General features: G+C 37.7%; 9 protein-coding genes. All 9 read left to right on the top strand.

Annotated features, from left to right (window positions below; genetic code table 11):
• Positions 1 to 66 precede the first annotated feature (66 nt).
• The 9 genes from J2Y40_RS20975 (at position 67) to J2Y40_RS20935 (ending at position 13342) form a co-directional block, all read left to right on the top strand.
• Complete coding sequence (locus J2Y40_RS20975) at positions 67 to 552, top strand: DUF4259 domain-containing protein (RefSeq protein WP_153395248.1); 486 nt, start codon at positions 67 to 69, stop codon at positions 550 to 552.
• 13 nt (positions 553 to 565) lie between these two features.
• Entirely contained in the window at positions 566 to 1120 is a 555-nt protein-coding gene (locus tag J2Y40_RS20970; RefSeq protein WP_310001154.1) for a hypothetical protein, read from the top strand.
• 148 nt (positions 1121 to 1268) lie between these two features.
• Entirely contained in the window at positions 1269 to 2441 is a 1173-nt protein-coding gene (locus tag J2Y40_RS20965) for a hypothetical protein (RefSeq protein WP_310001152.1), read from the top strand.
• Between the two features lie 17 nt (positions 2442 to 2458).
• Positions 2459 to 3010, top strand: a complete 552-nt coding sequence (locus J2Y40_RS20960) for a hypothetical protein (protein ID WP_310001151.1) — start codon at positions 2459 to 2461, stop codon at positions 3008 to 3010.
• A gap of 4 nt (positions 3011 to 3014) precedes the next feature.
• A complete protein-coding gene (locus tag J2Y40_RS20955; RefSeq protein WP_310001150.1) occupies positions 3015 to 3602 on the top strand; it encodes a hypothetical protein in 588 nt (195 codons plus the stop codon).
• A 6-nt stretch (positions 3603 to 3608) separates the two neighbouring features.
• Entirely contained in the window at positions 3609 to 4343 is a 735-nt protein-coding gene (locus J2Y40_RS20950; RefSeq protein WP_310001149.1) for a DUF6882 domain-containing protein, read from the top strand.
• Between the two features lie 523 nt (positions 4344 to 4866).
• Entirely contained in the window at positions 4867 to 6411 is a 1545-nt protein-coding gene (locus J2Y40_RS20945) for a T9SS type A sorting domain-containing protein (RefSeq protein WP_310001148.1), read from the top strand.
• Positions 6412 to 6416: 5 nt separating this feature from the next.
• Entirely contained in the window at positions 6417 to 9761 is a 3345-nt protein-coding gene (locus tag J2Y40_RS20940; RefSeq protein WP_310001147.1) for a hypothetical protein, read from the top strand.
• A 5-nt stretch (positions 9762 to 9766) separates the two neighbouring features.
• A complete protein-coding gene (locus J2Y40_RS20935; RefSeq protein ID WP_310001146.1) occupies positions 9767 to 13342 on the top strand; it encodes a DUF6443 domain-containing protein in 3576 nt (1191 codons plus the stop codon).
• The last annotated feature ends 191 nt before the right edge of the window (positions 13343 to 13533 follow it).

The raw sequence follows: 13533 nt of genomic DNA, 5'->3' as shown, positions 1-13533 counted from the left end.
GAAGTATATTTGGTTATCAGCGGTAAGGCTGCATTAATATAAACCAATCAAAATATAATAATTACTATGGGAGCATGGGGATATAAAGCACTGGAAAGCGATGAAGGACTGGATGTTGTTGATTTTATCAGAGACTATGCCGAAACAAAATATCCGGGGAATGTTCAGATTGATCTGAAACTTTCAGAAGTGATCAATGCTTTGAAAGAAGCTGATTTCTTTGGAAAAACATGGGCTGAAATAGACTTTTTTTATGATCATTCAGCGATGGCACTTGCAGAATTATACCTTATGTTTAAAGAAACAGGAGAGTTGGACTATCCGGATGAAGAAAATGAAACACGGGATCTTAAAAAACGAATTCAATCATTTACTGGAGACACCGCATCCTTTGATTTTCTGCTTGGGTATCTGACTGATATTAAAAATGGAGTCCCTGATGAAGACGGAGAACGGGAAATTGTAGAACTCTGGAAAGATTCTGATGTATACAATGAATGGGAAGAAAATTTAACCGGTTTAATTGCCGGACTTAAAGCAGAGAATAACTAAAATTTATAAACAGATGGGACTGGATATTTTCTATAATGTTGATAACGACGACGAGATTTTCACCTTTGAATATATTACCGATGATGAACTGAAAAGACATCATGAGCTGACCCGTACTTTCGCTAACTTGATGAGTAGAAAGAATGTTATTCCTGAGAATGAAAAAACAGAGCTGGATCAGATTTCCCAAATTACGGGGATTGATTTGTCATCAATTAGTCATTTAGACGAAATTCCTGATCTGGGCGAACTCGAAGAGATTTTAGAATATGATCCTGAATATTATGAGGAGCAAAAAGTGGAATATGAAATTCAGAGGAGCAAAATTGAAAATAATCTGGATGAGGTGTCCTCAAAAATAACTGAACTTATAGAAAAACTGAAAGAAAAAGAAGACCTGTATCGTTTATTGTCATTCACTTCGTTTGATTCGCTGAACAGCTCAGTTTATTTCAAAAAAGAAAATAACGGAGGTGATAACTTTTACACAGATTTGAATAATTTCAAAAATTTTGTGGATTATGCCAGGTCAAAGGGAACAAAAACGATTTGGTTCAGATATTCATAAACCACAGTCTGAATTTTGTTATTAATTTAGAGGTTAAATCCTGAAATCCCGGCTTTTTTCGGTTAAAAATATTATATTGACAACTCTAAAAATGAAGTGTGAAAAACTTTATTGGATGCCGTACAGGCTATTATAAAAACTATAGAACATGAAAATTCATTATTCAGTAATTGTATTACTGCTCAGCCTTGCGGCGCACGGCCAGGAGAATCTCTACTGGTTTTCGGATGATATTGAAAAGACAATTGTGAAGGATTCCACAAAAGATAAATCCTGGACAAGCCAGATGGGTGCTACCTATTATTCAATAAGCGGAAACTATAAATTGGCGCTTGTCAATTGGGATAAAATGTTTGGAAGACCTAAAAAAATCAGCAGTGCCGACAGTCTGAAGTTCACAAAAATGACTCCCGTCAATGCAAAAGATTATATTCTGAACAGGGCGGTGAATGAAAAAGTAATTATCATTAACGAAGCACATCATAATGCCAGCCACAGAACTTTTGCCTCCTCTCTGCTTCAGGGATTATATGATAAAGGATATCGATATTTGGGTGTTGAAACCCTGAATAATGACGGCCCTTTCCATATCGGGAAGTTTGCTACGCAGGAAAGCGGAATGTATTCCCAGGAACCGGAATTCGGGAACTTTATTTATCAGGCCCTTAAAATCGGATTTAAGCTGTTTCCTTATGATACCAAAGGAAAGAATGGTAAAGAAAGGGAGATAGGCGAAGCAGAGAATATTTATAATTTCATGCAGAACAATAAAGACGGAAAATACCTGATCTACTGCGGTTATCAGCATGCTTATGAAGGAGTTCATAAAGCCTGGGAGAAAACGATGGCAGGAAGGCTTTCTGACCTGACCTCTTTAAACCCTTTTACCATTGACCAAACCCAGTTTTCAGAAAAAAGCGATCCGAAATACAATGAGCCGCTTATCAGAATCGTTAACAAAAAAATTCCTGTTGTTCTGAAAGATGAAAACCAGACACCTTACAACGGAGAAGACAAAGAGCTGTATACAGATATTAAAATCATTCATCCGGTTACAAAATACATAAAAGGAAGACCTGGCTGGATGCTGGACGGAAACCGCAGGTTCTATAAAATTCCAAAGTCTAAAGTCACACAATTTCCGGTATTGGTTCTGGCTTACAGAAAAGGAGAATTTGAGAAAAAAGGGATTCCCGCGGATATTATCGAACTTAACAATTCAAAAGACAGCCGGTTTTTGATACTGGATAAAGGAAATTATGATATTATAATAATGAACAGGGAATATAAGGTGATCAGCAGATTTGAAGCAACAAGATAATTTCAAAATAAATTAAAATGGACATCGTAAAGCACATCAAAGAGCATACGGGGAATTTACAGAAAGGTCTTATCAGTTCCTCAATTGAACAAAGGAAAAACCTGATCATTGCTTTATTGAATTTCTATTTTCTGCTGGATGATTTTGAAGAGGTTACAGCTAAATATATCCACCTTGAAATTGATAAAAAACAGTTGATTTCTGATATTAGAAATGAGAAGGTCAAACAATATCAGGAAGCAAATGAGAAAAGTCTGGACGGGTTGGATGAATATGCTGATGATTATGAAGAACCGGAACCCGTTGAAATCTTTATATTAGATGCATTGGGCAATGCTGTTTGTGATATTAACAGTACAGAGAACATTGTCGGATTGTTTATCGGAGTGATTGATGCGCTGGATTACTTTGAAAATTTTTCAGATGAACCTGAATTTTGGAATGATGTATTGGAAAAAGAAGTTAATTTTCAAAATGAAATTCTGTCCGAAATTACTGCTCAAGAAAAAATTGATCCTTCGGTATATCATAAAAGGTATGGCGAAATAATGGAAAAACATAAACTATAAATCGATGCAGACAGATAAAGAATTCTATTTTTCAGCCGGACTTTATGATATTCCATGGGGAAGACTGGTCAACTGGTACGGCCGTTCCACCGATTTTCCTGCCTGTTTCCATGATATGCTTTCGGATGATCCTGAAAAACAAAAAGCGGCGATTGGAAAAATTGAAATGAATATTGAACATCAGGATGGAATTATGATGGCAACACCATTTGCGCTGTTGTTCCTGTTCAGACTTCTTGCGTTTGACCAAACAGATAAAAAGCAGATTTTAAAAACTATTCTGGCAGTTGTGAAAGCAGCAAAATTCCAGACTGAATATTATGAAGGTCAGGAAATAGAAAATAAAATCAGTCATATTCAAGAATTGCTTGATGATCAGTATATCTGGCCGGAATTTGAAAGTGAAGATCAGGATGAGATGCATTGGGAAGAATTTGAGTATGGGGATGAACATTATTATTGGCTGAAATATATTTTCGAAATAGCAAAAGCGCATTCATTTATCTTGACAAAGTTTACTGATCAAACAGAAATAGACACCGCCAAAGAAATTATTAATTTGCTTACAGAAACAGATAATCAATTCAAATAATATAATATGGGATTATTTAACAACATTTTCGGACAGCCGGACAACCAAAATTCTGATAGCTCTCAAGGAGTACAGCCAGAACAGGCTGCTTGCAAAACAGAGCAGGAGCTTCTTGAACGTTATGGAGCAATAGCCTTTGATAAACAGATGGATTTTGGAGAAGTAATCGGAGATAATAACTGGAATGTGGACATTGGTCAGGGAATCATCAGTTTTGGTGAAGATCTTACTTTTCCGATGCAAATACTGGGAACTTTTTCCCATTCATCGCAAACCTGGCTTTGGGCATGGGCGAATACACAATCCAATCTTCCTGAAAATATAATCAGGCAGTCTCTTCAGCTTAAAAAATATGGTGAAGACAATGGAATTGATCTTCTGAGCACGGATACCTTTGATTTTTCAGCTGAGGAACTGCACCTTATAGGCATGACTGCATCGGGAATGTTTGATGCGAGCGGTTATTATATTGCAGATTACGGCCAGGGTGCCATGGTGGTAACTGTGAAAAGTGATACAATAGACCAGGCCCGAACCAGTGATCATCTCCGGATCTTTACTGCTTTCCCGCAACTGATCTCACAGTTTGAAGTGAACCATAAAAATACCTTCAAGAACTATCTGGTCTTTAAAGGATATCAGGTAACCGAAAATGAAAATTCTGTAGAAGGAACGCAAAACGGAAATTCTGTAATCGGAGAGTTTGATGATTTATCAAGGCTGACTAATCTGAAAGGGTAGGCGATCTACCATGTATTTCGAAACTTTATATTTCAAAAATAAGTAATGTCCATCGCAGACCTTGGGGGGTAACAAACAAATTGAAATCAAACTGAATCTTTATGGAGGCTGCTTCTTCGAATCAACAAAGTTGATTCTATCCTTTGCTCCCTAAAATTAGCGGTATAAACGATAAAGCTTTGAGTGGAAGAGATTCTCTAGAGCTAACTTTATAGGCCAAAGAAAAAAAACTGTTTCATTTCTGAAGCAGTTTTTTTGCTAAAATTTGGTGCAAAATTTAAATTTTATCGATTTTTACTTATATCACTAATTTCTATATCATTATCAATTAAAAAATAATTCTTTCGAAAAAAATACGATTATTTTTGTTGATGTATAGAAATATATTTTCAATACAAATACTTACATTCGTATAAAAAACACTTTAAAGTGATAAAATTTACAATAACTCTCTTTAGTGAGGAATTAATTTATACTAATAAATGTTAATTTTGTAAATATTTCATAATAAAAACAAACGCAAATGAGAAAACTCTATATGAGTGTATTAGTGATATGTACGGTCCTGAGTATATCAGCCCAGGAAATTCTCTGGCAGAAATACCTCAAATCCTCCACGCAGGATTTCCTAAGCCAGATTACCACCACTATTGATCAGCAGTATCTGATTACCGGAAGTTCCATCCAGACAAAAAGCCAACAGCCAGCTGCTAACAAGCAAAACAACGGCTACGATTTCCATTTGGTTAAACTGAACCAGCAGGGTGAACAGGTCTGGGAAAAATACCTTTCAGGACAAAATCACGACTATCTTTCCGCTTCTGTTTCTACCCAGGAAGGCGGTTTCCTTATAGCTGGAACTTCGTATTCGGGAAAAGGACTGGATAAAAAAGAAGAATCCAAAGGTGGATCCGATATCTGGCTGGTAAGATTGAATGAGTTCGGGGATGAATTATGGCAGAAAACTTTAGGAACCGCTTCCGATGAACAGGCCAGGGCAGTCGTTCAGACTACAGACCTGGGATTCTTTGTGGCAGGTAATGTTCAAAACTCTTCCAAAGGTTATGGCTCTAAAGATGCCTGGATCATCAGACTGGATAAAGATGGAAAAGAACTTTCTCAGATCATTTTAGGTGGAAAAGGACTGGATGAAGTAGAGAAAATGATCCCGACAAAAGATGGTGGTGTCCTAATAGGGATTTATTCACGAAGCTCAGTTGGAGGAAACAAGAAAACTGAAAACTCGGGAGAAGGTGATTACTGGATGGTGAAGCTTGATAAAACGGGAAAAGTAGAATGGGAAAAGAACTATGGAGGCAAGGGTGATGATCATTTAAGAACTCTTGCTTTAACATCCACGGGCTATGTTATTGGAGGAGAATCCAGATCAGAGAGATCAGGCAATAAAACCGTAGGCATAGAAGAAGGAACCGATTTATGGCTTGTCGCTTTAAATGAAAGAGGAGAAGAACAGTGGCAGAAATCCTACAACTTCAAAAACCGTGATATCCTGATGGGAATGAGTGTGATTCATTCCGCGGATGATAAAACTTCCAAAGGAATTTTGCTTGGTGGTTACACCCAGGCAGAAGGAAGAATAGAAAAAGATGATGAAACGTTCTGGATGCTGTATCTGGATCAGCAGGGTAATGAACAGTGGAGAAAACACATCACGGGAGAGAACCGGAAGAAAGAAGAAAGGCTTTCAGATATTAAACTGAACAGAGACGGTTCCATTATTCTTGCCGGCACCAGTGCTGAAGAACTCGGAAAAGAGAACTGGAAGATTGTGAAGCTTGGAGACAGCCAGATCGATAAGCTGATCCAGAAGCAGGATATCAAAATTTATCCAAACCCTGTCTCGGATTATGCTTACGTAGAAATAGGTGTTGATTTTTCAGAATCCGATATTCTGGTGTATGACATGGGCGGAAGACAGCTTCAGAGCGTGAAGACGAAGAATAAAGTCACCAAGATTAATACTCAGCCACTGGTTCAGGGAGCTTATCTAGTGGTGATCAAAACAGATACCAATAAAACAGCAAATGCAAAACTGATAAAGAAATAATACAAATGAAAAAATATTTGCAGATTCAAAATAAACACCATGGAATAAAACGGTTAAAAGGTGCGGTTTTCTTTTTTATGATTTCAACGAACCTTTGCGGACAACAATCGCTGGGCAGCAATAACAACCTTGACAAAATTATTCCCTCTACTCCTGAGACTTACAGCATTTTTAAAGCTGGAGACTTTCCGGTTGATTACAGGACAGGGAAGCTCAATATATCCATTCCTATTTACAGTATTAATACCAGTGGATTATCAATCCCTATTCATTTAACCTATAATACAGGAGGGATAAAAGTAGATGAAACCTCTGGTACAGTTGGTTTAGGGTGGACTTTAGCCATTCCCAACAGTATTTCAGTGGAGCAGCATGGGAGAAGTGATGTAATGAATTATACCAAATGGTTTCCAGCAAATCCTTTTGACCATGTATATACAGATATCAACTTAGAATCTCTGCCGGTTGACGTCCGTACAAAGCTTTATAATCTATATGACGGTCTTCAGGATATGCAGCCTGATATTTTCCATTATAACCTGCCTACAATTTCAGGTTCTTTTATCATGGATTCCAACGGAGGTTTTCATACAATCCCTTATGACAATATAAAAATTTCTTATTCAGACACTGATAAAAGATTCCAAATAACAGATCCAAAGGGAATTATTTATACTTTAGGACGTGGGAACACTCTGTCGTCAACAACGGGGCCGTCTGTAGACTCCTCAGTATCTTCTTTTTTCCTTGAAAATATTAAACTTCCAACCAACGAGGAAATTTCTTTCAAATATGAAAAACGAATGACTTATCAGACTACCACACATAGCTATCAGGATGTATATGCTCCCATAGAGGGATATGAAATTTCCTGCCGGGGCGCGGTAGAAGATACTCATGCAACAACTATTAACCAATATAGGGATATTTTGCTGACGGAAATAAAATATGGCAATGAGACTGTAAAGTTTAATTATAAAAATACGATTGACGGGGTACTGGGAAGGAAAGATGTTAATGGGGCAAATCCAGAGAATACTTTTGCAATAGATCAGATACTCATTAACAATTCGGCTGGAAATACCATTGGGAACTATAAATTTAACCACACTTATTTTGGTTCTGGAATTGGCACGGATTACAGAAACTACAGACTGAAACTAACCAGAATAGATAATATTTTGGAAAATAGCAAGCATATCTTTGAGTACAATGAAGCATATAAGCCTGCTATTGAAAGCTTTGCACAGGACATTTGGGGGTATTATAACGGAAATGATACAAATAGAGGGCTTATCCCCAATCTTCGCTATTTCAATATCAATTATATCAAGGGAGGGGACAGAGGCGTATATTCGGATTATTCACAGGCTTTCATTTTAAAGAAGGTTCTATATCCTACAGGCGGCTCATCGTCATTTACTTATGAAAATAATACGATATGGGATAAGCTGGTGATTCCGCAAAGACAGGCTGTCGAATACGGAACGATCAACAATTATTATGACAATACTCAGAATGAGTATGACATAATTACAAAAATAACTCCTTCAAACGAGTATTTTTATTTCGATGTAGATCCTTCAAGTAATTCTGAGGAACTTTGGTGTGAGTTCAGAAATTCATGTTCAAACGAGATTCCCAATCAAATTCCTGAAAATGGAAGCAGTTCCGGGTTTGCTTATTTAGACGAGTTGATAAATAATCAATGGAAAACAGTGGCTACGTTCAGCGGTCAGGATGGCGAGGCACAATTAACAGATCCAAATTTTTTTCTCCATCCGCAAGCTCCTAAAAGGATCAGAACGGTCAGAAATGGGAATTGTTCTGTTGCATTACGGTTTTATAAAGTGAAAAATATTAAAAACAATAACCAGAATAATCCTGTTGGAGGAGTGAGAATAAAAAGTGTTGAAGATTTTGACGGCTCAATAACCTATACAAAACGACAGTTTGAATATTACAATCCTAATCTTTCAGGGAAAAGATCTTCCGCCTATTTTGCGTCTCCTTTAGAATTTGTGAAAGGTACCTATAAAGTGATCCGAAATACGGGATATGATCATGATATTCTCTGTAATCCTTATGTACTCAGCGCAGATCAGGCAATTAATTCAAGCTTATCGGGAAAAGATGTGGTAAATTATGAATATGTCACCGAACATACATTGGGAAAAGGAAAAAAATTATTCAAATATAGCTATACCGATAATCCTATGGATATTACCAGTCTTGACGGCAATGGATTTAATCCTTATAAGCTGAGTAATACCAGCCTTCTCAGTGAAACCATCTATAGCCTGAATGCAAACAACCCGTTAAGAGAGGTGATTTACAGCTATACTCCGACTTATTTTAAAAATGCATTGTCAAGTAATTATTCATCTGGCAATGGGGGACAGGTGATCCCTTCTACGATCATGGGAATATACCTAATGTGGAAAGGTGGGCCTACTATACAGACTGCATGGTATACAACAAAAATACTGGCACATTACCCTATAGAATCAGGGAAGTTTTTATTAGATGAAGTCACTACAAAAGATTATATTAATGGAAAGATCCTCACTTCAAAAGTAAATAATGAGTACTCTATAAATGATATTCAAAAACCAATTAATCTTTTGAAGCAAATCAATATTCTCACTCATAATGAACCTATTGAGACCATTTACAGCTATGCCCATGAAAAAGGAAACCAGCTGATGATTGAAAAAAATATGATAGGCATTCCCTTGGAAACTACTGTAAAGCAGACTATAAATGGAATGACCAAAACATTGTCTAAGACAGAAACCATTTATCCTTCATCGTTGCCGCATGCGGTAGCCGGAAACCTTGTGCTGCCATTGTCACTTCAGTCTTATGATATACAGAACCCGTCAGCAGCACATACAGAAGTTACCTATGACCGATACGACAGCAAAGGAAATATTCTGCAGTATACCACCAAAGACGGCATTTCCACCGCCATCATTTGGGGATACAACAGTACCCAGCCGATCGCTAAAATAGAAGGCATTAAATACACCGATATTCCATCCTCTTTAGTGACCGGTATCATCACCGCGTCAGACAATGACAATATTCCCCCTCAGGGCGTATCGGCAGAACAGGCTGAGCTGAATCTCTTGGCGGCACTGGACAGTTTCAGGAATCATGCTTCATTAACCGGCTATCAGATCACCACTTACAGCTACGATCCATTAATCGGGGTGAAAAGCATTACGCCACCGTCAGGAATCCGGGAAGTATACCTGTATGATGCGGCGAACAGGCTGAAAGAAGTAAGAGAACACAGCCCGGGCGGGAGAATCATCAAAGAATACCAATACCACTATAAAAACTAAGAACGATGAAAAAATACATCATCCCGATAGGTACCCTGCTGCTCTCTGGCTTAGCCCATGGCCAGCTTACCGATACAGAAAATTACGTCCAGTCCAAGACCTACCTTGATTATAACGGAACCCAGCCTTCCAAAACATTAGAAACCGTTCAGTATGTTGATGGTCTTGGAAGGCCCAAACAGGTTGTTAATGTAAAAGCTTCTCCTCTGGGAAGAGATGTGGTTACCCATATCACGTATGATGAGTTTGGAAGGCAGATTAAAGAATACCTTCCCATTCCCCAGACAGGAACCTTAAACGGTGCTATTGTTCCCAATCCACTGGCTAATGCTTCAAGTACACCTTATGGCTCAGAAAAGATCTATGCTGAGAAAGTCCTGGAAAACTCACCCCTAGACCGGATTTTGGAACAGAAACAGGTAGGTACTGCATGGGATGGAAAACCCGTGAAATTTGAGTATGATGCTTCTGAAGACGGAGAGGTAAGGAAATATACCGTCACCACAACCTGGGTAAACGGAGCTACCCAATCAGAGTTCAGTTCTGTAGAAAGCTATGGTGCTGCACAGTTGTATAAAAACACAATTATTGATGAAGACGGCAATAAGACCATCGAATTCAAGAATGGAAAAGGCCAGACCATTTTAGTCAGAAAAATACTCAACAAAATCAAAAATACAGACACCTACTATGTTTATAATGAATATGATCAGTTGGCTTTTGTTCTCCCGCCATTAGCTTCCGGAGCGGCATCGCTGGATGAAGCCACGCTCAAAAATCTTTGCTATCAGTACCGTTATGACGGTAGAAACCGTTTGGTTGAGAAGAAACTTCCGGGAAAAGATTGGGAATATATGGTGTATGACAAGTCAGACCGTTTGATTCTTACCCAGGATGCAGGGATGAGAACGCAAGGTAAATGGTTGATGACTAAATATGACCAGTTTGGAAGAACTATTCTTACTGGAATAATTGCAGCAGGAGAAAGACCAGCCCTTCAAAATCTGATCAAAGATTTAATAATTATAGAATCCCGAAGTACAGCAGGTTATGTTAAAAGTGGGATGTCTGTTTACTATTCCAATAATTATTTCCCATCTGACACACAGACTGTGTTAAGTATCAATTATTATGATACTTATCCCCAGTATAGCTTCAATCCTTCTTTCCCATCAAGCATTGAAGGGGAAACAGTCTTAACAGATACCCCTTCTACAGAGGGAAGAAGCACGAAAGGCCTTGCCGTGATGAGCCTGGTTAAGAACATTGAAGACGATAACTGGACCAAAAGCTACTCTTATTATGATACCAAAGGAAGAGTAATTAGCACTCATTCCATCAATCATTTGGGAGGTTATACTCACAATGAATCCAAACTTGATTTCGCAGGAGCTGTACAGAAAGCTGTGACAAAGCATAAAAGACTGAGTACAGATACCGAGAGAGTGGTTACTGAAACCTTTACGTATGACCACCAGAACAGACAGCTCGTTCATAAGCATCAAGTAGACAGTAATCCGGAAGAGATTCTGTCGCAAAACAGCTACAATGAACTCTCCCAATTGGAAACCAAGAAGGTTGGAGGAACTAGTGCGGGATCACCATTACAAACCATCAACTATCAGTATAACATCAGAGGCTGGATGACACAAATTAACGATCCTGCGAATTTGGGAAATGATCTGTTTGGTTATAAAATCAATTACAACCAGGTTGAAGGAATGGAAACCCCGAACAGTAACTATAGCACCTTAAAAGTAAGACCTAAATTCAACGGAAATATTGCGGAAGTATCTTGGAAAACTTTAACGGAAGAAAATGAACCGTTAAAAAGATACGGTTATGTTTATGATCCATTAAACCGTCTTTTAGCAGGATTTTACCAGAAACAAGGCAATGAGACAGCCAATGAATATTTTGAAATGCCAGAGTACGACCTGAATGGAAATATCACAAAGCTGAAAAGATCAGCTGCCCTCCAAACAGGAAATACAGCTGCTGTTGTGATTGATGATTTAAGATATGATTATACAGGCAATAAGCTGACTAAAGTAACCGATTTGCAGCAGAATCCATCAGGCTATCCATACCTTGCCAGCCCCGGAACAATTGGGTATGACAATGATAATGGCAGCGGCAATGGGAATATGACCAGTCATCCGGATAAAGATATTTCTTTAATTCAGTATAATTATTTAAATTTACCCAAACAGATTACCCAAAACTCAAATCTCACCCAATATACCTATAGGGCAGATGGAGTAAAAGTAAAGAAGCTCTTTAAGAACCTGGAAACCTATTATCTGGATGGATTCCAGTATAAAAGTACCAAGCCATCAGAAGCAGGAACAGGTGGAATTATATTACCTGATCCAAATGAAGTTGCGGAGATGAAACTCAGAATCATTCCTACCTCAGAAGGTTATTATGATGCACTTAACGGCCAGTACATTTATAATTATACCGATCATTTGGGTAATGTAAGATTAAGCTACACGGATACCAATAAGGACGGATTCATACAGCCAAGACAATACCGTTGGGTGCAATGTGACGGACCTTGGAACCCTTTAAATCCACCCAATTGTATTGATGGTTGGAAACCGGGAGAGATTGTGGAAGTGAATAATTATTATCCTTTTGGATTGCTGCATAATTATACAGCAACCACACAGAATGATTATCAGTATAAGTACAACGGGAAAGAGTTGCAAGAGACTGGAATGTATGATTATGGGGCAAGGATGTATATGCCGGATTTGGGAAGATGGGGTGTAGTGGATCCGCTGGCGGAGAAATATCGCAGATGGTCACCGTATAATTATACAGTGAATAACCCAATTAGATTTACTGATCCTGATGGAAGAGCTGTAAAAGAAACGTCAATTGGAACGACTTATACTGGTTCGGACGCACAATCTGCCTTTAGATTATTACAAAACTCTATGGCGTCCAGCCGTCCTAAAGACGATATAACAGTAGGGAAAAATGGTAGAGTTGTAAATTATGTTAGAAAAGAAGGAAACAATAGATTTTTTGAGGAAAATGGGAATGAGTTATTTTTTAATGACCCCAAAAATGTAGATAAACCTACTCAAAAGAAAAAATACAATATAGGAGATCAGGTTTATTATTGGATTAGCAGGAAGGATTATATAGGTGCTTTAAACAATGTTGGAAATAATTACAACATTGTACGCCTGTTAACACAAGCAAGAGTAGGAAATATTCTTACATCTCCGAGTGCACAAATTGCTGCCTATAGCCTGATTGGTTATGAGTCTACTTGGGGAGAAGCTGATTTTTCCGCTCACTACTTATCTCGAAAATTGGATATTGGTAGTAATGTTAATCAAAATGATTCTTCTTACCATTTTAGATTTGAGGGTACGAATACTATTTACAGTTTAATGGATGCTGGTAACTTTATGTGGGGAGGATGGTCTGCCGCTATTGGTTTATTTGATCATGAGGTATTCGGAGGGAGCCATTTCAATGAAATCTTAAATGGTCAATTGGATAGTAAGGCAGATCAACGTGCTATTTTTAATGGACGAAGATTTATAATGACAGGAAAATAAAAATTATGAATATAAAAAAAATACTTAGCCCTAACTATATTTTAATCTTTTTTATAATATTTATTGTAATATTTATATCTGTAAATTATATAGGATATGAATTTTTTCAATCCAATGAATATTTTTATAAAAAAATTAAAACAACATTTAATCTATTTTGCTTTATACCTGGAACAGCCGTTTTCTTAGGT

It is taken from the genome of Chryseobacterium sp. 2987 (assembly GCF_031456375.1).
Taxonomy (GTDB): domain Bacteria; phylum Bacteroidota; class Bacteroidia; order Flavobacteriales; family Weeksellaceae; genus Chryseobacterium; species Chryseobacterium vaccae.
The sequence above is the reverse complement of the archived record's forward strand: the minus strand, read 5'-3'. Positions and strand labels throughout refer to the sequence as shown.